Raw genomic sequence first — 23,207 nt, 5'->3', positions numbered from 1 at the left:
GGCGATCAAAGAGGGGCGAGGTCCCGCAGTTCGGCCAGCAAGGCGTCGCGCAGGGTACTGTCGGCCACCACGGGGCGGCTGGCCGGGTGGACGCCATCGGTGCGCGGGGCGGCCCAGATCGCCCCGGGAAAGGTCGGGTCGTCGCGCCAGCGGGGAATGATGTGCCAGTGCACATGGGGCACCATGTTGCCGAGGCTGGCCAGGTTGATCTTGTCCGGCGCGTAGAGGCGGCGTACCACCCGCTCGCAGGCCCAGACCACGGTCATCAGGCGCTGCCGCTCGGCGTCCGTCAGATCGCTCATTTCCCCGCAGTGGCGGTTCCAGATTACGCGCAGAAAACCGGGGTAGTCCGGCTCCTCGGCGCGGATGATGCGCAGCGTCTGGCCTTCCAGCAACAACGGCCCGCCCGTGCTGGTGCAGAGGGGGCAGTCCGGAAGGGGGGCAACGGCGGTCATGCGGTACTCCTGTTGAGAATGGGGCGCGGCCAAGCATTCCGTCCCCGCACGACGACGCCAGACGGACGAGGCCTGGGCGGTATCGGTGGAGACGGTGTCAGAGGATTTCTACGCCCGGGCCAGGGGCGCAACAAGGGAATTCGTCACGGTTGTCCAGGCGCCTCCGGGACCCGGCGACGCCGCCGGACCATCAGGCCAGCTGCACCGCCGCCAGTTCGCAGTCCTGGCCCGAGGCGAGAATGCTTTCCAGACGCCATTGGTGGCGCGCACTCCCCCCGGCGGCGGAAGGCTGCACGTCGGCGATGCGGCCGCGCCGGTACACCCCCCGGGGCAGCAACAGAGCCGGGGTGTGGTGGTGGTCGATCCGCAGGGCGGGGTGCGTCTCGCCGGCGTCGGCAAAGCGGGCCTGAACCCCGACGACCGGGCCGTCAAAGCGGCGCACCTTGATCGCCAGCCCGCCGCCGAGCGGCACCAGCAGACTGGAGATGCGGCCGAGCTGAAAGCGGCCCGCCGCATCGGCCAGCGCTACCAGCTGGTCGTGGAACAGTCGTTCCGGAGGCTGGGGGTGAAACAGGCGCCAGGCATCGTCGCTCCGTTCGGTGATGCCCCATTCGCCCGCATCGGGAATTTTGGGGGCTTCCCGGGCCGTGGTGGTGCCGAACACCACCAGCCGGTCGAATTCGGTACGGGTATGCACCTGCTGACCATCGCCCGGGGCCAGCTGACCCAGGTGCCAGGCCAGAGCGGAAAAGGCCGTGGCCAGCCGGGCCTGGCCGATTACGGGTTCGGGGACATAGGCCCGGGCCAGGCCGCGCTGGGACCAGGGGGGGCGCAGGTGGTCGAGCAGGCGGCTGCATTCTTCTGCCGTCAGGCCCTCGCCCAGACCCAGATCGGCGGGAGGATGGCCTTCCTTGAGGCGGCTCTTGAGGCGGCGCAGATGGTCGGCCAGGGCTGTCGTGTCCAGCGCCCGCAGGGCGGTTTTGTCGGCCACGTCGCCGCTGGACTGTTTGCGCAGACCTCGGTCGGCTTTGAGATCGAGGACGAAGACAGGCAGCTCCCCGTCGGGCAGGGGGGTGACCAGGGCCAGCTTGGCCAGGCGTCGCGCCCAGCGCTGGGTCAGGCGTTGATCGCGGAAGCTTTGGGAGGCCGGCTTGGCCATGTCGATCAGCACGGTGGCGGCGTAGTGGCGCAGGGGGCCAATGCTCCGTCCCTTGCGATCGGGCCAGGCCTGGGCGGCCACGCCGGCCGCCTCGGCGGCGGCAAAATCGGCATGCAGGCTGCGCCACAGGCCGGCGGGGGGTTCGGTACGGGCGAGCAGGGCCAGTTGCAAGGCCTGGCTGCGGTAGTACAGGGCCCGTTCAAAGGCCATCGCCGGCTCGAACGCCTCGCCCGGCGTGGTGGAACGGGAGGGGGCGCCGTTGCCCGCCAGGTGGCGCCAGGCTGCGGCGCTTTCCGTCAGCAGTCGCAAGGTCTGGCCGAGCAGGGTGGCTTCGGTTTCGGCGTAGGGCAGGGGGCGGCCACGCAAGCGCTTTTCCACCTCTTCCAGGACCAGGGCCAGGGGTTCTTCCGCTGCCTGCAACGGGGCCAGCTGGGCCAGGCCGGCGAAGGGCTGGGCTGCCAGGGTGGTGGCGTAGGGCACCAGTCGCTCCAGGGTGGCCAGAGGGTCGGCCAGAGGCAGGTTGGCCAGATAGGTCGCCGCGGCCTGGGGGGTCGGCAGGTGAAGCACGGACATTGGGTGGGCCTCCGTGGCGGTCGCGGTGGGGATTCGAAGTGTGAAATATTTCACACAAATAAACGTTGTGATTGTGCCGCGTCCTGGTGCCCGCTGCCAAGGGCCGCCCCGACTGGGCCGGCGTATGGGACTTCAGGCTCGGTCGACGGGTAGGGCCGAAAAAAAGGGGCATCCATCTGGATGCCCCGGGAACCGCTTAGTTCCATGCCGCGCTTACAGCAGCACCCGCTCGATGCCGCCCTGGTTGGCCTTCTGCACGTAGTCGGCCATCCAGTTGTCGCCCAGGTTGGCCTTGGCCATCTCGACCACGATGTAGTCGGCGTCCAGGTTGGCGTCGTCCCGGTAGCGGTGCAGACCTTGCAGGCACGACGGGCAGGAGGTGAGGATCTTCACCTTGGCATTGGCATCGTCGCCGCGCAGGGCGGCGGCGCCCTTCTCGATCTCTTCCTGCTTGCGGAAGCGCACCTGGGTGGACACGTCCGGGCGGGACACCGCCAGGGTGCCGGATTCGCCGCAGCAGCGGTCGTTGAGGGGCACCGGGGCGCCCATCAGCGATTCGAGCACCTTGGCCGAGGCGTGGGTCTTCATCGGCGTGTGGCAGGGCTCGTGGTACATGTACTTCACCCCGCCCAGCCCCTCGGCCTTGACGCCTTTTTCCATCAGGTACTCGTGGATGTCGAGCAGGCGGCAGCCGGGGAAGATCTTCTCGAACTCGTACTTCTGCAGCTGATCCATGCAGGTGCCGCAGGAGACGATCACCGTCTTGATGTCCAGGTAGTTGAGGGTGTTGGCCATGCGGTGGAACAGCACCCGGTTGTCGGTGGTGATCTTCTGGCCCTTGTCCTCCTCGCCGGCAGCGGTCTGTGGGTAGCCGCAGCACAGGTAGCCCGGGGGCAGCACCGTGGTGGCACCGACCTCGTAGAGCATGGCTTGCGTCGCCAGACCGACCTGGGAGAACAGGCGCTCCGAGCCGCAGCCGGGGAAGTAGAACACCGCATCGGATTCCTCGGTGGTCTTCTTCGGGTTGCGGATCACCGGGATCACCGCATCGTCCTCGATGTCGAGCAGCGCCCGGGAGGTGCGCTTGGGCAGGTTGCCCGGCATCGGCTTGTTGATGAAGTGGATTACCTGGGCCTTGATCGGCGCGGTGCCCAGGGTGGCGGGCGGGTGCTTGAGCTGGTCCTGGATCAGCCCCAGGGACTTGGCCACCTTGTGGGCCAGGTTCTGGGCCTTGTAGCCGATGTCCATCATGCCGACGCGCATCGCCTTGATGGTGGCCGGGTCCTTGATGGTGAGGAAGGCCATGGCCAGGGCCTTGCCCGGGTCGGTGCGCTTCTTGCCCTGTTTGCGCAGGAAGTTGCGCATGGCCACCGACACGTCGCCGAAGTCGATGTCCACCGGGCAGGGCTTCACGCAGCGGTGGCAGATGGTGCAGTGGTCGGCCACGTCGTTGAACTCGTCGAAGTGCGCCAGGGACACGCCGCGCCGGGTCTGCTCCTCGTAGAGGAAGGCCTCGATCAGCAGGCCGGTGCCGAGGATCTTGTTGCGCGGCGAGTAGAGCAGGTTGGCCCGGGGCACGTGGGTCGAGCACACTGGCTTGCACTTACCGCAGCGCAGGCAGTCCTTGATCATGTTGGCGACGCCGCCGATCTCGGACTTCTCCATGATCAGCGACTCGTGGCCGATCAGGTTGAACGACGGGGTATAAGCGTTCACCAGGTTGCCGCCGGGCAACAGCTTGCCCTTGTTGAAGCGGCCTTCCGGGTCCACCTTGGCCTTGTAGTCGCGGAACGGCTGCATCTCCGCGTCGGTCAGGTAGTCGAGCTTGGTGATGCCGATGCCGTGCTCGCCGGAGATCACCCCGCCCAGGCTGCGGGCCAGGGCCATGATGCGGTCCACCGCCGCGTTGGCGGTCTGCAGCATGGCGTAGTGGTCCGAGTTCACCGGGATGTTGGTGTGTACGTTGCCGTCGCCGGCGTGCATGTGCAGGGCGACGAAGACCCGGCCGCGCAGCACGGCCTTCTGGGCCTCTTCCATCTTTTCCAGGGTCGGCCGGTAGACGTTGCCGTCGAAGATGGTTTCCAGGGGGCGCTTCAGCTCCTTCTTCCACGACACCCGCACCGAATAGTCCTGCAGGCGGTGGAACAGGGTCGGGTTGGCGGCCCGGTTGGTCAGCTCGCCGGCGTTGATGCCGAACTCGGCGAAGCGGGCCTCGGCCTCGGCCAGGGGCAGGTCCAGGTTGGCCAGCAGCCATTCCCAGCGGGCGCGCACCTGGGCCACGTGCTCCAGGGCCGCCTCGCGCCGGTCGCCGATCAGCACGTCCTTGTCCAGGGCCGAGTCGCCGGCGTTGACCGGCAGGTCGCCCTGCAGGAACTCGGTCAGGGCGTCGCACAGCTCCAGCTTGTTCTGGATCGACAGTTCGATGTTGATGCGCTCGATGCCGTCGCAGTAATCGCCCATGCGCGGCAGGGGGATCACCACGTCCTCGTTCACCTTGAAGGCGTTGGTGTGCTTGGAGATGGCGGCAGTGCGCGAGCGGTCGAGCCAGAACTTCTTGCGCAGCTCGGGCGAGACGGCGATGAAGCCCTCGGCGCCGCGCAGGTTGCACATCTTCACCACTTCCGAGGCGGCGGCCATCACCGCGGCCTCGTCGTGGCCCACCAGGTCGCCGATCAGCACCATCTTCGGCCGGCCGTGGCGCTTGGCCTTGGTGGCGTAGCCCACCGCCTTCACGTAGCGCTCGTCCAGGTGCTCCAGGCCCGCCAGCAGCACGCCGGACTGGGCGCCGGCGCCGCCCGGCTTGAAGTAGTCGGTGATCTCGACGATGGAAGGCACGGCCTCGCGCACCTGGCCGAAGAACTCCAGGCAGACGGTGCGGGTGACCGGCGGCATCTTGTGCAGCACCCAGCGGGCGGCGACGATGATGCCGTCGGTGCCTTCCTTCTGCACCCCGGGCAGGCCGGACAGGAACTTGTCGGTGACGTCCTTGCCCAGGCCGACCTTGCGGAACTTCTGGCCGGGGATCTCGAGCAGCTCCTCGCCCAGCAGGGTCTTGCCTTCCGCGTCGTAGCGACGCAGACGGAAGGTGGCCAGCTCCTGGTCGTGGATCTTCGACATGTTGTGGTTGAGCCGCTCCACCTCCAGCCAGTTGCCGTCGGGGGTGACCATCTTCCACCAGGCCAGGTTGTCGAGGGCGGTGCCCCACAGCACGGCCTTCTTGCCGCCGGCGTTCATGGCGATGTTGCCGCCGATGCAGGACGCGTCCGCCGAGGTCGGGTCGCAGGCGAACACCAGCTCCGCATCCTCGGCCCGTTCCATGACGCGGCGGGTGACCACGCCGGCGCCGGTGCGCACCGTGGCGACCTTGTGGTCGACGCCCGGCAGTTCCACGTGTTCCACCGGGCCCATGTCGATCAGCTTCTCGGTGTTGATCACCACCGAGTAGGGCGACAGGGGCACGGCGCCGCCGGTATAGCCGGTGCCGCCGCCACGGGGAATGATGGTCAGGCCCAGGGCGATGCAGTCGCGCACCAGGGGGCCGATTTCTTCCTCGGTGTCCGGGTAGAGGACGACGAAGGGGTATTCGACGCGCCAGTCGGTGGCGTCCGTCACATGGGACACCCGGGCCAGGCCGTCGAAGGCGATGTTGTCGCGGCGGGTGTGGCGGGACAGGGACTTGAGGGCCTTCTTGCGCAGCTCGCCGGTCTTGTCGAACCACTGCTCGAAGCGGTCCACCGCTTCACCGGCGGCCACCACCAGCTTGCGCACCTTCTCGGAGCGGGCCGGGTCTTCGGCCTCGGTGGCGCGGCGGCGCTTTTCCACCTCGCGCAGACGGTGGCGCAGGGCGTCCACCAGGGCCTTGCTGCGCCCCGGGTTGCCGAGCATGTCGTCCTGCAGATAGGGGTTGCGGGTGACCACCCACACGTCGCCGAGGACTTCGTAGAGCATCCGGGCGGAACGGCCGGTAACCCGCTCGCTGCGGAGTTCTTCGACGATCTGCCAGTTTTCCTCGCCGAGCAGGCGAATGATGATCTCGCGATCGGAAAACGACGTGTAGTTGTAGGGGATTTCGCGCAGGCGTGCAGTCATGGAGAGGTGAGGCGTTTGCCGCAGTCCTTAAAAACAGAATTTTACAGTATTGCGCTGCGGAAAACCGTGGCGCAACGCCGGACGCTGCGGGCAAAGCCCCTATCCATCATGGGGTTAAGCGGGGCGATGGGGCGCTGCTGGTGGCTCGCTACGTGGGCTCAATGGACCAACCAGCCGGCGCCGGCGGCCAGCACGCCGTAGCGGGCGGCTTTGCCGACGGCCATGTACAGGGCGCAGGGCAGCCAGTGCAGGCGCAGCCAGCCGGCGGCCAGACACAGGGCGTCGCCTACCAACGGCGCCCAAGCCAGCAGCAGGCTGGGGCTCCCCCAGCGCTGAACTTGGGCGAACAGGGCGGGGGAAATCGGCCCTTGGCCACTGCTCAGTTTTTCCCAGCGGCTGCCATGGGGCAGGGCCCGCCCTGCCGCATAGGAGGTCATGCCGCCCAGGGTGTTGCCCAGGGTGGTCAGGAGTAGGGCCGGCACCAGGGTATCCGGGTGGGCATAGAGGAACGCAAAGAAGAGAGCTTCCGAGCCGAGGGGCAGCAACGTGGCGGCGAGAAACGCGGCGACGAACAGGCTGGCCAGTCCGGCCTCGATACTCCACAGCTGCGGTTGCAGCCAGACGGGAAGCCAGCTGGGCAAATCGATCATAATTTGCGCTTGCGGCGCGCAGGGCGCCCGGAGGGAACGTTCCGCATGGACGGGGTGGGGGGGCCGCGTGCTACCCTTGCATGCTTCCCAAGCCCAATGAAACCGGCATCGGGACGCATCGGGACGACTTCTGCCCCGGTTGGTCTGCCGGCCACCGCCATGCACCATCCCCACGATTATCTCGAAAAAATCCTCAACGCTCAGGTCTACGACGTAGCTGTTGAGACCCCCCTGGATTTCGCTTCCAACCTGTCGGCCCGCCTCGGCAACCGTTTCCTGCTCAAGCGCGAGGACATGCAGCCGGTGTTCTCGTTCAAGCTGCGCGGCGCCTACAACAAGATCGCCAACCTGACGCCGGCCCAGCTCAAGCGCGGGGTGATCTGCGCCTCGGCCGGTAACCACGCCCAGGGCGTGGCCCTGTCGGCAGCCAAGATCGGCTGCCGGGCGGTGATCGTCATGCCCACCACCACGCCCCAGATCAAGGTGCAAGCGGTGGCGGCCCGGGGCGGCGAGGTGGTGCTGGCCGGGGAATCCTTCGACGAGGCCTATGCCCATGCCGTGGAGCTGGAAAAGGCCCAGCAGCTGACCTTCGTCCATCCCTTCGACGATCCCTACGTGATCGCCGGCCAGGGCACCATCGGCATGGAGATCCTGCGCCAGCATTCGCGCCACGACGGGCCGATCCACGCCATCTTCTGCGCCATCGGCGGTGGCGGCCTGGCCGCCGGGGTGGCAGCCTACGTGAAGCGGGTGCGCCCCGACATCAAGATCATCGGCGTGGAAACCTTCGACGCCGACGCCATGAAGCGCTCCATCGCCGCTGGCAAGCGGGTGCGCCTGGACAGCGTGGGCCTGTTCGCCGACGGCACGGCCGTGAAATTCGTCGGCGAGGAAACCTTCCGCCTGTGCCGGGAATATCTGGACGAGGTGGTGCTGGTGGACACCGACGCCATCTGCGCCGCGATCAAGGATGTCTTTGAGGACACCCGCTCGATCCTCGAACCCTCCGGCGCCCTGGCCTTGGCTGGTGCCAAGGAATACGCCAAGCGCCACAAGCTCAAGGGCCAGACCCTGGTGGCGGTGGCCTCCGGCGCCAACACCAACTTCGACCGCCTGCGCTTCGTCGCCGAGCGGGCCGAGGTGGGCGAGCAGCGTGAGGCGGTGCTGGCCGTGACCCTGCCGGAGAAGCCCGGCAGCTACAAGAAGTTCGTCTCCCTGATCGGCTCGCGCAACATCACCGAGTTCAACTACCGCTACAACGACAAGTCCGAAGCCCACGTCTTCGTCGGCCTGCAGGTGGCCAGCCGGGCCGAGTCGCTGAAGCTGGTGGAACTGCTGCAAAAGAATGGCTACGCCACCCTGGACCTGACCGACGACGAGATGGCCAAGCTGCACATCCGTCACCTGGTCGGCGGTCACGCGCCCAACGTGCAGAACGAGATCCTCTACCGCTTCGAATTCCCCGAGCGGCCGGGCGCTCTGATGAACTTCCTCAACAAGATGAGCGCCGGCTGGAACATCAGCCTGTTCCACTACCGCAACCACGGCGCCGATTACGGCCGAGTGCTGGTGGGCATGCAGGTGCCGCCGGAGGAGATCGGCGCCTTCAACCAGTTCCTCGACCAGCTCGGTTACCAGTACTGGGACGAGAGCGAGAATCCGGCCTACAAGCTGTTCCTCAGCTGAGCCGGCGATTGCGGCGGGGCCCGGGATCGGCCCCGGCCAAACCCTAGGCGGGGCGGGCATCTCCAGGCAGGCTTCCCGGAGATCAAGGACTGGCGCGGCGTTCCAAGGTGCATGCCTGAAGAACAACGCTGGGCGCGGGGTTTGCGCCGGTCGGTTTTTAGGCGGTCGGATTGTGGTGGATCGCAGCGGCGCGTGGCGAATCCGCCGGGCTACACCGGCTTCGTCGAGTTCAGTCGAACTCGACGAAGCCCGATTCGGTCACCAGGCCCATCAGCGGCGCGTCGTGGGGTTCCGGGTGGATGGTGTCCACCCGTTGGAAGTCGAAGCCCACCCCCAGGGTCACCACCGGGTGGCCGATGGCGGCCAGCCGCGCCAGGGTGCGGTCGAAGAAGCCGCCGCCGTAGCCGAGGCGAAAGCCCGCCCCATCCACCGCGTTGACCGGGATCAGCAGCACGTCGGGCAGCACCAGTTCGCCCTCGCAGGGCGTGGGAATGCCGTAGCGGTCCGGCACGAGCCGGGTGTCCGGCGTCCACGGCCGGAAGGCCAGGGGCTCGCCGGGGGCCACCACCACCGGCAGGCAGGCATGGCCGCCCTGGGCCAGCCAGGTGCGGATCGCCGGGCGGATGTCCGGTTCATTCTGCACCGGCCAGCAAAAGCCGATGGTCTTGGCCCGGCCGTCGGGAAAAAAGGCGAAGAAATCGGCGGAGAAGCGCGCCGTCAAATGTGCGCGCAAGGCGGCGGAACGCTGCCCCACATCGGTCGGCGCCAGGGCTTCGCGCCGGGCGATCATGTCCTGGCGCAGCCGTTTGCGCGCTGCGGCGCGGGCCTCTGCACCGTCTGGCGGCGCTCCTGTCATCCTGCCGGCATCCCCTGCGTTCACCGTGTTATCCTCGATCGATCCCGTCTGTCCGTACCAGCCGCTCCCGGGCCTGCCTGCCCCCAGCGGCCCGGTCCGCCCGCACTTTTCTGCAGCCTATCACATGCCGTCTCGTCGTCTTTCCCCCCGTTCCGCCCGTCTTTCCCCCCTCACCGCGGCCGTCCGGCTCTCCCTCGCCCTGACCCTGGCGCCGCTGGTGTGCAGCACCGCCCTGGCTCAGAGCGACGACGACCGCCTGCTTGCCGCCAAGGACGCCGCCCGCCTCGGCGACCGGGGCCGGCTGACTGCCCTGGCCGCCGACCTGCAGGGCAGCGACCTGGGGGCCTACCCCGCCTATTGGCTGCTCTCGGCCAGCCTAAAGCGCCCCAATGAGGTGGACGACAACGCCATCCGCGCCTTCCTCGCCCGGGAAGAGGGCACTTACCTGGCCGACAAGCTGCGCGGCGAATGGCTCAAACAACTCGGTCGCTACGGCCGTTGGGCGGTGTTCGATGGCGAATACCCGAAGCTCGTTCAAGGCGATCCGGAACTGAACTGCTACGCCCTGCAATCCCGCCTGGCCCGCGGCGAGGCCACCGCCCTGGACGACGCTCGCGCCCTGTGGCTGACCCAGCTGGACGTGCCCGAGGGCTGCCTGCCGGTGTTCAACGCCCTGGTCGCCCAGGGCAAAGTCGGCACCAGCGACGTCTGGGCCCGGGTGCGTCGCCAGGTCGAGACCGGCAAGGCCGGCGCCGCGCGCAACACCACCCAGTACCTGCCCGAGGGCCAGACCCCGGCCGCCAAACTGTTCGACCTGGTGCTCGACAAGCCCCTGCCTTACCTGGTCAAGCAACCTGCCAACGCCCTGGACAACCGTACCAACCGGGAACTGGCGGTGCTGGCCATCGGCCGCATCGCCAAGAACGACCCGGCCATGGCCGCCGAGCAGCTGGAACGCCTCGGCGCCCGCCTCAGCCCCGAGGACCGGGCCTACGCCTGGGCCTACACCGGCTGGCAGGCCGCCTTCCGCCTGATGCCGGAAGCCCTGGGCTACTACCGCAAGGCCGATGCCGCCCAGGGCGGCCGGCAGGTCGCCGCGCCGCAGGTGTCCGACGACACCCTGGCCTTCCGCACTCGGGCCGCCCTGCGCGCCCAGGACTGGGGCGAGGTGCTGCGCAGCATCGAGGCCATGGGCCCCACCCAGGCCGCCCAGCCGGAATGGGTGTACTGGCTCGGTCGGGCGAAGAAGGCCGGCGGCCAGCTGGAAGCGGCCAATGCCCTGTTCACTCGGCTGTCCGGCCAGACCCATTTCTACGGCACTCTGGCCGACGAGGAGCTGGGGCGCAGCGTCGCCGTACCGCCCAAGGCCAAGGTACCGAGCGCCGAGGAGCTGGCCAAGGCCGCGGCCAACCCGTCCTTCCGCCGCGCCCTGGCGCTCAACCGTCTGGGCCTGCGCACCGAGGCCGTGCGCGAATGGAACTGGGGCACCCGGGGCCTGGCCGACCGGGACCTGCTGGCCGCCGCCGAAGTGGCACGCCGCGCCGAGTTCTACGACCGGGCCATTTATGCCGCGGAAAAGACCCGGGGCGAGCATGACTATTCCCTGCGCTACCTGGCACCCTACGCCGAGCAGGTGCGCCCTGCCGCCCGCTCCGTGCAGCTCGACGAGGCCTGGGTGTACGGCCTGATGCGCCAGGAATCGCGCTTCGTCTCCAACGCCAAGTCGGCGGTGGGTGCCTCCGGCCTGATGCAGCTGATGCCGGCCACCGCTCGCTGGGTAGCCAAGAAGGTCGGCCTGAACGACTACCACCCGGGCCGGGTCACCGACACCGAGGTGAATTTGATGCTTGGCACCTCCTACCTGCGTCTGGTCAAGGAAAGCCTCGACAACCATCCGGTGCTGGCCACCGCCGCCTACAACGCCGGCCCGGGGCGGGCGCGCAAGTGGAAGGACATCAAGCCCCTGGAAGGGGCGGTGTACGCCGAAACCATTCCCTTCTCCGAGACCCGCGATTACGTCAAGAAAGTGATGAACAACGCGGTCTATTACGGTGCCTTGTTCACCGGTACGCCGCCGTCGTTAAAACGCCTGCTCGGCACCGTGGCGGCACGGGGCGGCAGCGACGCGAGCCTGCTGGAAAAGGGCGAGGAACTGCCGTAAATCGGCGAAAAACGGGGCCCGGGGCCGAAAACCCCGGGTTTTGGCGTAAAATGCCAGAGTAAAGACGCTCCCGGACGGCGCGGCCCTGGCCTGGCCCGTCCCCTTCCCTCCAAACGACGGTGTTGCACCCATGGCGATGAACAAGATTCTGGTAATCGGCGGTAGCGGTTTCGTTGGCACTCACCTGGCCAACCAGCTCGTGGAACGGAACGTTTCGGTGGTGGTGCCGACCCGCCGCCGCGAGCGCACCAAGCAGCTGATCCTGCTGCCCGCCGTGGACATGATCCAGGCCGACGTCTTCGATGAAGCCGCCCTGGTGCGCCTGATGGAGGGGGTCGATGCGGTGGTGAACCTGGTCGGCGTGCTGCACAGCGACCCGGCCCTGCCCTACGGCCCGGCCTTCAAGCGCGCCCACGTGGATCTGCCCCGGATCATCGTTTCCGCCTGCAAGAAGGCCGGCGTACGCCGCCTGGTGCACATGAGCGCCCTCAAGGCTGCCGCCGACGCGCCTTCCGAATACCTGCGTTCCAAGGCCGCCGGCGAAGCCATCGTCCTGGCCGCCCAGGGCGAGCTGGACGTGACCGTGTTCCGCCCCTCGGTGATCTTCGGCCGCGGCGATGCCTTCCTCAACATGTTCGCCCGCCTGCTCAAGACCTTCCCGGTGATGCCCCTGGGCGGTGCCAACGCCCGCTTCCAGCCGGTCTGGGTCGAAGACGTGGCCCGCGCCTTCATCGCCTGCCTGGAAGACGAATCCACCTTCGGCCGTGCCTACGACCTGGCCGGTCCGCGGGTCTACAGCCTGCGCCAGATCGTCGAGTACGTCGGCCAGCTGACCGGCCATCGCCGCCGCGTGGTGGCCCTGTCCGACGGCTGGGCCTACCTGCAGGCTGGCCTGATGACCCTGTTGCCCAAGCCGCCCCTGTCCCCGGACAACCTGCGTTCCATGGAAACCGACAGCGTGTATGGCAACGACAGCCTCAAGCCGGCCGCCTGGAACCCGGAATACCTGGAAGCGGTGGCGCCCACTTACCTGGGCCGCCACCAGCCCAAGCTGCGCCTCGACGTGTTCCGCGCCCACGCCGGGCGTTGATTCCGCCGCAACGCGCTTGCCGCCGGAGCATGGTTTCGGCGGCAAGGCGGCGCCCGCTGCAAGGCCCTCCCGCGAGGGCCTTTTTCCTTTGACCCGCGCCATTTCGTCCGGAGCAACGGTATGGAGATGAAGACCTACATCGTCGGCGGTGCCGTGCGCGACCGTCTGCTCGGCCGTCCGGTCAACGACCGGGACTACGTGGTGGTCGGGGCTTCCCCCGAGGCCATGGTGGCCCGCGGCTTTCTTCCCGTCGGGCGGGATTTTCCGGTCTTTCTCCATCCGAAAAGCAAGGAAGAGTATGCGCTCGCTCGCACCGAGCGCAAGACGGGGCGCGGCTATCACGGCTTTGCCTTTTACGCGGCGGAAGACGTCACCCTGGAAGAGGACCTGGCCCGGCGCGACCTGACCATCAACGCCATGGCCGAGGAAGTGGGCGGCGACGGGACGGTGGTGGACCCCTACGGTGGCCAAGCCGACCTGGCCGCCAAGGTGCTGCGCCACGTCGGCCCGGCCTTCGCCGAGGACCCGGTGCGCATCCTGCGCCTGGCCCGCTTCGCCGCCCGCTTCGCCGATTTCACCGTGGCGCCGGAAACCCTGGCCCTGATGCGCGCCATGGTGGACGACGGCGAAGCCGACCATCTGGTGCCCGAGCGGGTCTGGCAGGAGATCTCCCGGGGGCTGATGGAGCCGGCGCCGTCGCGCATGCTCCAGGTGCTGCGCGAGTGCGGCGCCCTGGCCCGGCTGGCGCCGGAGATCGACGCCCTGTTCGGCGTGCCGCAGCGCCACGAATTCCACCCGGAAGGCGACGTGGCCGCCCACCTGCTGCTGGTCATCGACCGGGCGGCGGCCCGGGGCGAGCCCCTGCCGGTGCGCTTTGCCGCCCTGTGCCACGACCTGGGCAAGGGCACCACCCCGGCCGAGTACCTGCCGCGCCACCACGGTCACGAGGAGCGCGGCGTGCCGTTGGTGGAGGCCCTGTGCGCCCGCTGGAAGGTGCCGACCGACTGCCGCGACCTGGCGCGCCTGTGCACCCGCTACCACGGCACCATCCACCGGGCCGCCGGGCGCGATGAGCACCTCACCCCGTCCACCTTCGTCAAGGTGCTGGAGCATTGCGACGCGTTCCGTCGCCCGGAGCGCTTCGTCCTGCTGCTGGCCGCCTGCGCCTGCGACGCCCAGGGCCGGCTGGGCCACGGCAACGATCCCTATCCGGCGACGGCGTTGTGGCAACGGGCCCTGGCCGCGGCGGCGGCCGTCGATGGCGGCGCCATCGCCCGGTTGTGCCAGCAGGCGGGCAAGCCGGCCACCATCCCGGCGCGGCTGCACGAGGCCCGGGTCGCCGCCGTGGCCCAGGCGTTGGCCGCGGCGGGTTAACGACTCCGGGGTCAGCGGCCAGCGATCACCCGGTTTAACCGCTACCCGATGAAAGTCCGCGCCCCTGGCCGATCTTCAGGCATTGGCTGCGGAAAGCAAGCATTGGCGCGGGTTTCCACGGACATGCCGCGGAGATCAAGGAGGGGCGCGCCTTTCCACGTGGTGGGCTGGGCCGGTCCACACCCGAGGCGGGGGCGGCGTGCCTGCCTGTCCCCGGGGCTTATTCCAGGGCCCGGGTCTTGGCGCGCAGGGCCTCGACCCGTTGTTCGGCCTGCTGGACGTCGGCCTTGAGCCGGTCCTGGCGCTGGAAGTAGGTTTCACGCAGGCGGGAGCCGCCGCCCCGGTTGCCGACCCGCTCGCCGGGCAAGGGCTCCTCCCCGTCTTTCTGGCGCTGCCGGGCGGCCTCCAGCTCCCGTTCGGCGGCCTTCATCTGGTCGTAAGCGGCATCGAAGCGCTCCTGGCGGCGCTGGATCTGCTCGACTTCGGCCTTTTCCCGCTCCAACTGCTGGCGGACCTGCTGGCGGGCGGCTTCCGCCTCCTGGGGCGAGGCCTCATCCGCCGGAGCGATCTTCTCCACCTGTCGGGCGCCCGGCGGCACCGTATCGGCAAACACCGTGCGCCCGTCCGGGGCGATGTAGCGGTACATCTGGGCGCTGGCCGGGGCGGCACCCAGGGCCAGCAGCAGGGCGAGGAGGAGGACAGGGGGGGAGGGCGATCGGGTCATGGCAGTGGGGGTCCCGCCAGCGTGGCCGGCACTACAACAGGCGCAGCACCAGGCTGAGCAATAGGGACAGCAGTAAGGTCGTGGTAAACGGGAAATGGTAGGCTCGTCCGCGCAGCACCACCCTCACGTCCCCGGGCAGGCGCCCCAGGGGCAGACGCCGGGCCAGGGCCGGATTCAGCACGCCGATGACGAGAACGGCCAGTCCCAATGCAATAATCCACTTCAACATGAAGAAAAACCAGTAACCGAAGCCGCCATTTAACCACGCCGCTCCGGTGTTTTCTGGCTGGACCCGCGCACCGCCGCCGGGCCGCGGCCAGCCTCTCCTGCGGCGCCCTGCCGGCGCCCCCTGGATCGACCCTATGACCCCCAAACTGGAAATCATCACGCGCATTCCGCCCAGCGGCATGGCGCGCAAGCCTGTTCCGCTGCTGTTCGTGCACGGCGCCTTTATCGGCGCTTGGTGTTGGGACGAATATTTCTTGCCCTGGTTTGCCGCCCAGGGCTATACGGTGCATGCCGTGTCGCTGCGCGGCCACGGCGAGAGTGAAGGCCACGACCACCTGGACTGGTGGAGCATCGGCGACTACGTGCGCGACGTGCGCTTCGTCGCCGCCGGCATGGAGCGCCCACCGGTGCTGATCGGCCACTCCATGGGCGGGTTCGTGGTGCAGAAGTGCCTCGAATACGCCAAGGACGAACCCTGGCCGGCGGCGGCCTTGCTGGCCTCGGTGCCGCCCCAGGGGCTGGCCGCCAGCACCATGCACCTGGCGGTGGCGCGTCCGGACCTGTTCGGTGAGATCAACCGCTACATGGCCGGGCATGCCACCCACCCGGACCTGCTCGCCGAGGTGCTGTTTGCCCAGCCGGTGGCCGCCGAGCGCTTGGAGCGCTATTACGGCCTGATGCAGGGCGAATCGGCTCGGGCGCTGTGGGACATGAGCCTGTTCGACCTGCCCCGCTTGTATTCGATGGAAGTGCCGCCGCTGCTGGTGCTCGGGGCGGAAGAGGACCGCTTGATTCCTGCCGCCCAGGTACGGGCCACGGCGGCGGCCTACGATGTCCCCGCCCACATTTTCCCCGGCATGGGGCACGGCATGATGCTGGAAGCGGAGTGGCAGCAGGTGGCCGAACATCTGGCCGCCTGGCTGCACGCCCAGGGGCTGTAATCCGCCAGGCCCTGGATCGCCTGGCGCTCAGGCGGTGGTGTTGACGTTTTGGCCCAGGTTGGGCGGCAGATTGGGGCCGCCGGATTGGGGCAGGGCGTCGATCAGGGCCATGGCGCCTTGCTGCTCGATATCTAGGGCCTTTTTGAGCACGCTCAGCTGGGCTTGGTTGACCTGGTTGAGGGTGGTCATGGCCGTCGCGGTGGAGGCAATGCTGTTGATGTCCATGGAATTCCTTTATTCGGCGGGCGCGAAAACCACCTTATTATAGACGTCCCAGTCGCCGCCATCGGGTCGCCCTCCCGCCGGCGGCACGTCCATAAGGTTGTTCCATGATCGATGCCCTGCGCTACGGCCAAGACGCCGACGCCATTTCCCACGAAATCACCCGCCGCCTGATCGCCCTCGGCGCCGATTGGGCCGACCCGGCGCAAATGCGCGCCCTGGCCGAGGAAATGCTCTCCCCGACCACCCTGCACAAGATCCGCGAACAGGCGGGGGGCGGCGATCACCTGGCCCAGGCCAAGCTCGACCTGTTCGGCCTGTCCGGAATCATGCTCAAGTCCATGGAGCACAGTGCCGAGCAGGGCATCCTGGCCCATGGTAACGATGCCTGGAAGGCCTTCGCCAAGGCCCTGTGGCAGGTCAAGGACGGCCGCTAGGGCGGTGCCGCGGCCGGTTTAGAGGGCGGCCAGCCGGTCGTGGTGGGCAAAGCCCAGCAGCGGCGCGGCGAGGCCCCGGCCGCAGGCCAGTACCTTGAACAATTCCCCCATTTCCGCCGGCGAGGTCAGCTTGTGGACCGCGCTGGTCGCCTTGATCCGGGCGGTGCTGTCCGCCGGCAGGGCGTTGAGCCCATCGAGCAGGCCGCAGTCGTAGAGGAAGCCGGCCTGGCTGGTGTAGCCCAGCACGTCCAGGCCGCCGTTGTAGGCGGCCTCGGCCATGGCGGTGAAATCGACGTGGGCGGTGATGTCCTGTAGCCCGGGCAGGTAGAACGGGTCCGGGTGGGCGTGGTGACGGTAGTGGCACATCAGGGTGCCCCCCGTCCGGTCCGGGTGGTAGTACTCCCGCCCCGGAAAACCGTAGTCGAGCAGCAGCACCAGGCCGGCTTCCAGGCGCCGGCCCCATTCGCCCATCCAGGCTTCGGCGGCCAGGTTGATCTCCGACAGGTGACCCGGAGCGATGCGGTAGTCGCTGCCGACGCGGGCGGCTGCGCTGGCCAGGGAGGGCGAGGCCGGCCGGTCGGCGAAGACGAAGCGGCCGTCGGCGGCCAGGGCGACGCCCCGCTCCTCCACGCCGTGCGCCGTCCAGTGCGCCAGTTGTACCGGCATGGCGTCGAGCACTTCATTACCGAGTACCACCCCGCGCCAGGTTTCGGGCAATCGGTCGAGCCACTGCACCCGGGGCAGCAGGTGTGGGGCGGCGGCGGCGATGGTGGCGTGCTGCCGGGCGGCCAGTTCGCCGGACACTTCCAGGATGGCGTAGGTCTCCGGCACGGCGCCCCGGGCTTCCAGGGCGAGCAGCAGGTCGGCGGCCAGGCGGCCACTGCCGCCGCCGGCTTCCAGCACTTGGGGGGCGCTCAGCGCCATCCCCTGGGCGACCTGATTGGCCAGGGCGTAGGCAAATAGGGGGGTCAGTTCCGGTGCGGTGACGAAATCGCCGGCGGCTCCGAATTTGTGCGCCCCGCCGGCGTAGTAGCCGAGGCGGGGGGCGTACAGCGCCGTTTCCATGAAGCGGGCGAAGGAAATCCAGCCGCCCTGGTCCTGGATCTGCTGGCGGATCTGGGCGACGAGGGCATCGCTGGCGGCTTGGGCGTCGGAGGAGGGCGGAGGCAAGGCCATGGGCTGGGGGAGGCGGGAAAGATTGCCGGAAATGAAGTGTGAAATATTTCCGCTTTTGTGAAATTTTTAACGGCGGTCCGCCGTCAGGAAAAGGCCGGAATCATCGGGCAATCCGTTAAAATTCGCAAACTTAGCGCAAAGTCTGGCAAAACACCGAGGGAGCGATGAACGAGCTGGCGGGCAAGGTGATTCTGGTGACCGGGGCTGCCCGGCGGGTGGGGCGGGCGATTGCCCGCAACCTGCACGGGGCCGGGGCGACGGTGGTGCTGCATTATCGCCACGCCGCCCAGGACGCCCAGGCCCTGACCGCCGAGTTCGAGTCCCTGCGCCACGGCTCGGCGGCCTGCTTGCAGGCCGACCTGCTCGATACGGCGCGGGTGCCCGACTTGATCGCGGCGGTGCTGGAACGCTTCGGTCGCCTCGACGGCCTGGTCAACAACGCCTCCAGTTTCTACCCCACCCCGGTCGGGGAGATCACCGAGGCGGCTTGGGATGACCTGGTCGGCAGCAACTTCAAGGCCCCCCTGTTTCTGACCCAGGCGGCGTGGCCCGCCCTCAAGGCGAGCCGGGGAGGCGTGGTGAACATCACCGATATCCATGCCGAGCGCCCGTTGGCCGGTTATCCCCTGTACTGTGCGGCCAAGGGAGCGCTGCTGACTCTGACCCGGGCGTTGGCGGTAGAGTTGGGGCCCGAGGTACGGGTCAATGCGGTGGCGCCGGGTCCCATCCTGTGGCCGGAAGGTGAGGATTTTCCGGCGGCGGAGCGCCAGGCCATCGTCGACCATACCCTGCTCAAGCGCGAGGGGAGCCCGGACGATATCGCCCGGGCGGTACGGTTTTTGTTGGCCGAGGCAAGCTATGTCACCGGCCAGGTGATCAATGTCGATGGTGGGCGCAGCGCCCATCTCTGACCCTGTTTTGGGCGGCGGGCCCGGTTCCGCCGCCGATGAAAGAAGCGGTATCGTGGATTTTTCGAATAATTTCCTGCGGCTCAAGAAGAAGCTCGAGGCCCAGGTCGGCCGGGCTATCGGCGATTACGCCATGATCGAGGACGGCGATACCGTGCTGGTGTGTCTGTCCGGCGGCAAGGACTCCTACACCCTGCTGTCGATCCTGATGGCCCTGCGCGAGCGGGCGCCGGTGGATTTCCGCCTGATCGCCATGAACCTGGACCAGAAGCAGCCGGGCTTTCCCGCCGAGGTGCTGCCCACCTACCTGGCCGGGTTGGGCATCGACTTCCGTATCGTCGAGGCCGACACCTACTCGGTGGTCAAGGAGAAGATCCCCGAAGGCAAGACCACCTGTTCCCTGTGCTCGCGGCTGCGCCGCGGCATCATCTACCGCACCGCCAAGGAGCTGGGCGCCAACAAGATCGCCCTGGGACACCACCGGGACGACATGGTGCATACCCTGTTCCTCAACCTGCTGTTCGGCGGCAAGCTCAAGGCCATGCCGCCCAAGCTGGTGACCGACGACGGCGCCCATGTGGTGATCCGTCCCCTGGCCTACTGCGCCGAGGCCGAGATTGCCCGCTTCGCCCGGGGTATGGGCTACCCGATCATCCCCTGCAACCTGTGCGGCTCCCAGGAGAACCTGCAGCGGCAGAAGATCCGCGAGATGATGGCCGACTGGGACCAGAAATTCCCCGGCCGCACCGAGGCGGTGCTGACGGCGTTGCAGAACGTGGTGCCGTCCCACCTGGCCGATAACAACCTGTTCGACTTCAAGGGCTTGCGCTTGGGCATGGACCCCGCCGATGCCGATGGCGGCGACCTGGCCTTCGACGCGCCGGAACTGCCTTCGATCGACCATGGCGCCTGGGCCCGAGCCGGCGGTATGGCTGGGGATGAGCAGGACAGCGTCGTGGCCGCAGGTTTTCCGTTGCCGGTGGTGACCCGGTGACATCCGCCGGCAACGTGGATTTTTGACAATCCGAGGTTTGCTACACTGGGTTGTCCCGCCGATTTCGGGAGGGATCGGGGGCAGCCTCATACCAATAACTCAACAAGGGATCAGTACATCATGGGGGTGGTAAGGGGATGGCAACAACGGGAGGGGCGCCATGAGTAGTCCGGCTGCGCTGGTATTGCACATCGACGTGGTGGGCGCGGCCCGGCTGGCAGGCAAGATCGGCCGGCTGGAGGCCCAGCACGCGGTGGACCGCTGCCTGAAGCGGGTGGAGCGTTCCGTCCTGGGGGCGGGGGGCACCGTCGGGCAGTGCGTGGCTGGCCAGATGGTGGCCGGTTTTCCCGCCGCCGAAGCGGCCTGGCAAGGCACTCTGGAGATGCTGGTGCGGGTCGAGGACCTGCCGCCGGTATCGGGAATCAAGCTCGACCTGCAACTTGGCCTCTGCGCCGGCCCGCTGGACGACGCGGCCGTTGTCGAGCGGGCGGGGCGTCTTGCCGATGTCTGCGTGCCTGGGCGGGTCGCCCTCGACAGCGGTACCCGGGCGCTGTTGAGCGCCGAGGAGCAGGAGCAGCTGGTCGAGGTGGCCGAGGTGCCCAGCGAACTGGCCCCGGTCTACGTCTTTGATCCGGAAGCGGGCGAGCCTGCGGCCAGCGCTTCACCCCTGGCTGCGACCACGGTTGCCGGCCTCAATGCCGCCAGCAGTCGCACCGCCGCCCCTCGTGCCGCAACCCCGAGCCCGGCTGCCAGCAGCGGGCGCTTTTGCGTGCGCTACCGGGGCAAGGCCTACCTGCTCGATTCGGGTTCGGTCGCCCTGATGATTGGCCGGGGCAATGGCAACGACGTGATCGTCGCCGACAGCAAGGTTTCGCGCAGCCATGCCCGCATCGAGCGGCGCGACGACGGCTACGTGCTGGTGGACCAGAGCACCAACGGCACCTACCTGGTGTTCGCCGGTGATCCGGAACTGTTCCTGCGCCGCGAGGAAATCGTCCTGCGTGGTGCCGGGCAACTGGCGTTTGGCCATTCCACCACCATTCCGGGAGTGGAGGTGGTGACCTTCGAGCACCTCTGAACGCCGTATCGAACCACGTAAAAGGGCCGGTCAGCTGACCGGCCCTTTTGCATGATGCGGCAGGGATGCGAAAGGCGGGATCAGCCCTTCAGGCAACCGCTCATGAATTTCTTGCGCTCGTCGCCCTTGAGCGCCTTGTCGCCGGCTTCCTTGTTGCAGGCCTTCATCTTTTCCTGCTGGGGGGTGGCCTTGGTGTCGGCCGCGGCGGTTTCGCCCTTGAGGCAGGAACTCATGAATTTCTTGCGTGCATCCCCCTTGAGCGCCTGTTCGCCGGCATCCTTGTTACAGGACTTCATGCGTTCCTGCTGTGGGGTGGGTTTCTTTTCCTCGGCCGCCAGAGCGGAGCCGGCGGCGAGGGTGGCGAAGGTCAGGGCAACAGCGGCAGCAATCGACTTCATGGCACTTCCTCCTGGTGGGGTAATGACGTCAGCCTAGCTTACAGGTCTTCGTCCAACAATTCACGCTGTTGGCGCTGAATGAATTCTTCCATGCTGTCGATGCCGCGCAGCTGCAGGATGGTGTTGCGCACCGCCGCTTCCAGCAGCACCGCCAGGTTGCGCCCGGCGGCCACGGGAATGATCACCTTGCGCACCGGTACCCCCAGGATGTCCTGGGTCTGGGCGTCCAGCGGCAGGCGCGGGCTTTCCACCCCGGCCACCGGTTTTTGCAGGTGCACGATCAGCTTCAGCTTCATCTTCCGCCGCGAGGCGGTCTCGCCGAAGATGGTGCGGATGTTGAGCAGCCCGAGGCCGCGCACTTCCAGGTAGTCCTTGAGCATCCCCGGGCAGCGACCCTCGATGGTGGTGGGGGCGATACGTGCCAGCTCCACCACGTCGTCGGCCACCAGGCCATGGCCACGGGAGATCAGCTCCAGGGCCAGTTCGCTCTTGCCAGCGCCGGAGTCGCCGGTGATCAGCACGCCCATGCCGAGCACGTCCATGAACACGCCATGCACCGCCACCGTGTCGGCCAGGCGGCGCGACAGGTAGATGCGCAGCAGGTCGATCACTGCCGAGCATGGCTTGGGCGTGGCGAACAGGGGCGTGCCGGTGGCCTCGCAGGCCTCCTGGATGGTGGGCAGGACTTCCAGTCCGTCGGCAATGATGATGGCGGGGGGGTGAGCGGCGATCAGGTCGTCCACCTGCTGTTTGAGGCGCTGGGGGGCGACCCGCAGCGACCATTCCCGCTCGGCCAGGCCGAACACCTGCAGGCGCTCCGGGTGGATCAGGTTGAGGTGGCCGACCACGTCGGCCCCGTAGTTGCCCCGTTCCTTGAGTTCGAGATGGCGCTTGGCGCCGCTGGCGGCAACCCAGGTCAGGTCGAGCTTGTCGCGGTGATCCTCAAACAGCTGCGCGATGCTGATCTGGCGCATGGGAGGCCCCGTGGATGAACAGGTCGCGCAGGGCGGCCGGATCGCTGCCGCTCGCCAGCTGCTCGCGGAAGCCCCGGTCGGAGAAGCGCTGGGCCAGTTCGGAGAGGATCTGCAGGTGCTGCTCGGTGGCCTGTTCCGGCACCAGGAGCACGAACACCAGGTTCACCGGTTTGCCGTCGGGCGCATCGAAGGGCACCGGCGCCGTCAGGCGCAGGAAGGCACCAACGGCTTCCTTGAGGCCCTTGATGCGGCCGTGGGGAATGGCGACACCCTGGCCGAGGCCGGTCGAACCGAGCTTTTCCCGGGCGAACAGGCTGTCGAACACCGTGGCGCGGGCAACCCCGTGCTGGTTTTCGAAAAGAATGCCCGCCTGTTCAAAGACCCGTTTCTTGCTGGTGGCTTCCAGGTCCAGGACGACGTTTTCAGGAGGGAGAAGTTTAGCGATGAGCTCCATAGGATGATCCACGGAGACGTTGAATGAGCCTGCCCGAGCACACGGGATAGTACGGTGGCTGTGAATACGGGGCGGGCCGGGAAAGGAAAGCGGGCCGGGGCGTTTGGGCACCAACCACGCAATGTGGCCGGGAGGATACAGGATTTCCGGAAGGTTGCGCTGACGGGGGCGAAAAGCTTGCCGGAAGCGTGAAAAAGGCCCGTGAGGGAACAGACGGCCGGCCCCGTCGGGGCCTGGCCGATCCGCAAGATTAGATCACTCGGCGACGGGGATGTTCTTCTCGTCGCGGTGATGATCCTGGATTTTCTGCTTGTGCTTGATGATCTGGCGGTCCAGCTTGTCGATCAGGCTGTCGACTGCGGCATACAGATCGGTATCTTCGCTTTCGACGAAGATGTCCTTGCCGCGTACGTGGACGGTCACTTCGGCCTTTTGCTTCAGCTTCTCGACCGACAGGATCACGCTCACGTCGATCACGTTGTCGAAGTGACGGATGACGCGGTCCAGTTTGCCGGTCACATATTCACGGATCGCCGGGGTGACTTCCAGGTGATGCCCACTGATCTGCAGATTCATGGTT

General features: G+C 67.7%; 22 protein-coding genes. 9 read left to right on the top strand and 13 right to left on the bottom strand.

Annotation, left to right across the window (positions count from 1 at the left end; translation table 11 throughout):
- Positions 1–5: 5 nt before the first annotated feature.
- From OTERR_RS15795 to OTERR_RS15780, 4 genes are all read right to left on the bottom strand, one after another.
- Complete coding sequence (locus OTERR_RS15795; protein ID WP_149426353.1) at positions 6–455, bottom strand: HIT family protein; 450 nt, start codon at positions 453–455, stop codon at positions 6–8.
- 190 nt (positions 456–645) lie between these two features.
- Entirely contained in the window at positions 646–2,187 is a 1,542-nt protein-coding gene (locus OTERR_RS15790; RefSeq protein ID WP_149426352.1) for a hypothetical protein, read from the bottom strand.
- Between the two features lie 213 nt (positions 2,188–2,400).
- On the bottom strand, positions 2,401–6,276 hold the full coding sequence (locus tag OTERR_RS15785; protein WP_149426351.1) for a DUF3683 domain-containing protein: 3,876 nt from the start codon (positions 6,274–6,276) through the stop codon (positions 2,401–2,403).
- 158 nt (positions 6,277–6,434) lie between these two features.
- Positions 6,435–6,926, bottom strand: coding sequence for a YqaA family protein (locus OTERR_RS15780; RefSeq protein ID WP_054619908.1), 492 nt, complete (start codon positions 6,924–6,926; stop codon positions 6,435–6,437).
- 159 nt (positions 6,927–7,085) lie between these two features.
- Between OTERR_RS15780 and ilvA the strand changes: the two genes are divergently transcribed.
- Positions 7,086–8,612: a threonine ammonia-lyase, biosynthetic gene (gene ilvA / locus OTERR_RS15775; RefSeq protein WP_054619909.1), complete on the top strand. Its 1,527-nt coding sequence runs from the start codon at positions 7,086–7,088 to the stop codon at positions 8,610–8,612.
- Positions 8,613–8,841: 229 nt separating this feature from the next.
- Here the strand turns inward: ilvA and OTERR_RS15770 are convergent, their stop codons facing one another.
- Positions 8,842–9,402 carry a 5-formyltetrahydrofolate cyclo-ligase gene (locus OTERR_RS15770; RefSeq protein WP_246154221.1) on the bottom strand — a complete coding sequence of 187 codons (561 nt, stop codon included), beginning with the start codon at positions 9,400–9,402 and terminating at the stop codon, positions 8,842–8,844.
- A 190-nt stretch (positions 9,403–9,592) separates the two neighbouring features.
- Here OTERR_RS15770 and OTERR_RS15765 point away from each other — a divergent pair, with 190 nt between their 5' ends.
- The 3 genes from OTERR_RS15765 (at position 9,593) to OTERR_RS15755 (ending at position 14,093) form a co-directional block, all read left to right on the top strand.
- Complete coding sequence (locus tag OTERR_RS15765) at positions 9,593–11,629, top strand: lytic transglycosylase domain-containing protein (protein WP_149426350.1); 2,037 nt, start codon at positions 9,593–9,595, stop codon at positions 11,627–11,629.
- Between the two features lie 130 nt (positions 11,630–11,759).
- Positions 11,760–12,719 (top strand): complex I NDUFA9 subunit family protein, encoded by a 960-nt coding sequence (locus tag OTERR_RS15760; RefSeq protein ID WP_054619911.1) that lies wholly within the window; start codon positions 11,760–11,762, stop codon positions 12,717–12,719.
- Between the two features lie 126 nt (positions 12,720–12,845).
- Complete coding sequence (locus OTERR_RS15755; protein WP_054619989.1) at positions 12,846–14,093, top strand: multifunctional CCA addition/repair protein; 1,248 nt, start codon at positions 12,846–12,848, stop codon at positions 14,091–14,093.
- 220 nt (positions 14,094–14,313) lie between these two features.
- Here the strand turns inward: OTERR_RS15755 and OTERR_RS15750 are convergent, their stop codons facing one another.
- Positions 14,314–14,817, bottom strand: coding sequence for a DUF4124 domain-containing protein (locus OTERR_RS15750; protein WP_149426349.1), 504 nt, complete (start codon positions 14,815–14,817; stop codon positions 14,314–14,316).
- Positions 14,818–14,848: 31 nt separating this feature from the next.
- On the bottom strand, positions 14,849–15,046 hold the full coding sequence (locus OTERR_RS15745) for a DUF2905 domain-containing protein (protein WP_054619913.1): 198 nt from the start codon (positions 15,044–15,046) through the stop codon (positions 14,849–14,851).
- 133 nt (positions 15,047–15,179) lie between these two features.
- Between OTERR_RS15745 and OTERR_RS15740 the strand changes: the two genes are divergently transcribed.
- Positions 15,180–15,986, top strand: a complete 807-nt coding sequence (locus OTERR_RS15740; RefSeq protein ID WP_149426348.1) for an alpha/beta hydrolase — start codon at positions 15,180–15,182, stop codon at positions 15,984–15,986.
- Positions 15,987–16,013: 27 nt separating this feature from the next.
- On the opposite strand, the gene OTERR_RS15735 is transcribed toward OTERR_RS15740, so the two are convergent.
- Positions 16,014–16,211, bottom strand: coding sequence for a YjfB family protein (locus tag OTERR_RS15735; protein ID WP_149426347.1), 198 nt, complete (start codon positions 16,209–16,211; stop codon positions 16,014–16,016).
- A 104-nt stretch (positions 16,212–16,315) separates the two neighbouring features.
- Between OTERR_RS15735 and OTERR_RS15730 the strand changes: the two genes are divergently transcribed.
- Positions 16,316–16,645, top strand: coding sequence for a hypothetical protein (locus OTERR_RS15730; protein WP_054619916.1), 330 nt, complete (start codon positions 16,316–16,318; stop codon positions 16,643–16,645).
- 18 nt (positions 16,646–16,663) lie between these two features.
- Here OTERR_RS15730 and OTERR_RS15725 read toward each other — a convergent pair whose 3' ends face one another.
- Positions 16,664–17,821, bottom strand: a complete 1,158-nt coding sequence (locus tag OTERR_RS15725; protein WP_149426346.1) for a class I SAM-dependent methyltransferase — start codon at positions 17,819–17,821, stop codon at positions 16,664–16,666.
- Positions 17,822–17,985: 164 nt separating this feature from the next.
- On the opposite strand from OTERR_RS15725, the gene OTERR_RS15720 reads away from it, so the two are divergent.
- The 3 genes from OTERR_RS15720 (at position 17,986) to OTERR_RS15710 (ending at position 20,801) form a co-directional block, all read left to right on the top strand.
- A complete protein-coding gene (locus OTERR_RS15720; RefSeq protein WP_054619918.1) occupies positions 17,986–18,732 on the top strand; it encodes a pteridine reductase in 747 nt (248 codons plus the stop codon).
- A complete protein-coding gene (ttcA, locus tag OTERR_RS15715; protein ID WP_425466041.1) occupies positions 18,707–19,723 on the top strand; it encodes a tRNA 2-thiocytidine(32) synthetase TtcA in 1,017 nt (338 codons plus the stop codon). Before OTERR_RS15720 ends, ttcA begins: the two co-directional genes overlap by 26 nt.
- A 160-nt stretch (positions 19,724–19,883) precedes the next feature.
- Entirely contained in the window at positions 19,884–20,801 is a 918-nt protein-coding gene (locus OTERR_RS15710; RefSeq protein WP_054619919.1) for an FHA domain-containing protein, read from the top strand.
- Positions 20,802–20,881: 80 nt separating this feature from the next.
- Here the strand turns inward: OTERR_RS15710 and OTERR_RS15705 are convergent, their stop codons facing one another.
- The 4 genes from OTERR_RS15705 to hpf form a co-directional block, all read right to left on the bottom strand.
- Positions 20,882–21,199, bottom strand: a complete 318-nt coding sequence (locus OTERR_RS15705; RefSeq protein WP_054619920.1) for a PsiF family protein — start codon at positions 21,197–21,199, stop codon at positions 20,882–20,884.
- A 38-nt stretch (positions 21,200–21,237) separates the two neighbouring features.
- The gene (gene hprK, locus OTERR_RS15700) at positions 21,238–22,173 is read right to left on the bottom strand and encodes an HPr(Ser) kinase/phosphatase (protein WP_054619921.1); all 936 of its coding nucleotides are present in this window, start codon (positions 22,171–22,173) and stop codon (positions 21,238–21,240) included.
- The gene (gene ptsN, locus OTERR_RS15695; RefSeq protein ID WP_054619922.1) at positions 22,142–22,627 is read right to left on the bottom strand and encodes a PTS IIA-like nitrogen regulatory protein PtsN; all 486 of its coding nucleotides are present in this window, start codon (positions 22,625–22,627) and stop codon (positions 22,142–22,144) included. Before ptsN ends, hprK begins: the two co-directional genes overlap by 32 nt.
- Before the next feature lie 255 nt (positions 22,628–22,882).
- The gene (gene hpf / locus OTERR_RS15690; RefSeq protein ID WP_054619923.1) at positions 22,883–23,203 is read right to left on the bottom strand and encodes a ribosome hibernation-promoting factor, HPF/YfiA family; all 321 of its coding nucleotides are present in this window, start codon (positions 23,201–23,203) and stop codon (positions 22,883–22,885) included.
- Positions 23,204–23,207: the final 4 nt, after the last annotated feature.

The sequence above is a fragment of the Oryzomicrobium terrae genome (assembly GCF_008274805.1).
Taxonomy (GTDB): domain Bacteria; phylum Pseudomonadota; class Gammaproteobacteria; order Burkholderiales; family Rhodocyclaceae; genus Oryzomicrobium; species Oryzomicrobium terrae.
Note: the sequence above shows the minus strand (reverse complement) of the source record. Positions and strands in the feature narration are given on the sequence as shown.

Excerpts from the sequence above, each read along its gene's own strand:
- OTERR_RS15795 (WP_149426353.1), bottom strand. The coding sequence starts at position 455 with ATGACCGCCGTTGCCCCCCTTCCGGACTGCCCCCTCTGCACCAGCACG.
- OTERR_RS15790 (WP_149426352.1), bottom strand. The coding sequence starts at position 2,187 with ATGTCCGTGCTTCACCTGCCGACCCCCCAGGCCGCGGCGACCTATCTG.
- OTERR_RS15785 (WP_149426351.1), bottom strand. The coding sequence starts at position 6,276 with ATGACTGCACGCCTGCGCGAAATCCCCTACAACTACACGTCGTTTTCC.
- OTERR_RS15780 (WP_054619908.1), bottom strand. The coding sequence starts at position 6,926 with ATGATCGATTTGCCCAGCTGGCTTCCCGTCTGGCTGCAACCGCAGCTG.
- ilvA (WP_054619909.1), top strand. The coding sequence starts at position 7,086 with ATGCACCATCCCCACGATTATCTCGAAAAAATCCTCAACGCTCAGGTC.
- OTERR_RS15770 (WP_246154221.1), bottom strand. The coding sequence starts at position 9,402 with ATGATCGCCCGGCGCGAAGCCCTGGCGCCGACCGATGTGGGGCAGCGT.
- OTERR_RS15765 (WP_149426350.1), top strand. The coding sequence starts at position 9,593 with ATGCCGTCTCGTCGTCTTTCCCCCCGTTCCGCCCGTCTTTCCCCCCTC.
- OTERR_RS15760 (WP_054619911.1), top strand. The coding sequence starts at position 11,760 with ATGGCGATGAACAAGATTCTGGTAATCGGCGGTAGCGGTTTCGTTGGC.
- OTERR_RS15755 (WP_054619989.1), top strand. The coding sequence starts at position 12,846 with ATGAAGACCTACATCGTCGGCGGTGCCGTGCGCGACCGTCTGCTCGGC.
- OTERR_RS15750 (WP_149426349.1), bottom strand. The coding sequence starts at position 14,817 with ATGACCCGATCGCCCTCCCCCCCTGTCCTCCTCCTCGCCCTGCTGCTG.
- OTERR_RS15745 (WP_054619913.1), bottom strand. The coding sequence starts at position 15,046 with ATGTTGAAGTGGATTATTGCATTGGGACTGGCCGTTCTCGTCATCGGC.
- OTERR_RS15740 (WP_149426348.1), top strand. The coding sequence starts at position 15,180 with ATGACCCCCAAACTGGAAATCATCACGCGCATTCCGCCCAGCGGCATG.
- OTERR_RS15735 (WP_149426347.1), bottom strand. The coding sequence starts at position 16,211 with ATGGACATCAACAGCATTGCCTCCACCGCGACGGCCATGACCACCCTC.
- OTERR_RS15730 (WP_054619916.1), top strand. The coding sequence starts at position 16,316 with ATGATCGATGCCCTGCGCTACGGCCAAGACGCCGACGCCATTTCCCAC.
- OTERR_RS15725 (WP_149426346.1), bottom strand. The coding sequence starts at position 17,821 with ATGGCCTTGCCTCCGCCCTCCTCCGACGCCCAAGCCGCCAGCGATGCC.
- OTERR_RS15720 (WP_054619918.1), top strand. The coding sequence starts at position 17,986 with ATGAACGAGCTGGCGGGCAAGGTGATTCTGGTGACCGGGGCTGCCCGG.
- ttcA (WP_425466041.1), top strand. The coding sequence starts at position 18,707 with ATGGTGGGCGCAGCGCCCATCTCTGACCCTGTTTTGGGCGGCGGGCCC.
- OTERR_RS15710 (WP_054619919.1), top strand. The coding sequence starts at position 19,884 with ATGAGTAGTCCGGCTGCGCTGGTATTGCACATCGACGTGGTGGGCGCG.
- OTERR_RS15705 (WP_054619920.1), bottom strand. The coding sequence starts at position 21,199 with ATGAAGTCGATTGCTGCCGCTGTTGCCCTGACCTTCGCCACCCTCGCC.
- hprK (WP_054619921.1), bottom strand. The coding sequence starts at position 22,173 with ATGCGCCAGATCAGCATCGCGCAGCTGTTTGAGGATCACCGCGACAAG.
- ptsN (WP_054619922.1), bottom strand. The coding sequence starts at position 22,627 with ATGGAGCTCATCGCTAAACTTCTCCCTCCTGAAAACGTCGTCCTGGAC.
- hpf (WP_054619923.1), bottom strand. The coding sequence starts at position 23,203 with ATGAATCTGCAGATCAGTGGGCATCACCTGGAAGTCACCCCGGCGATC.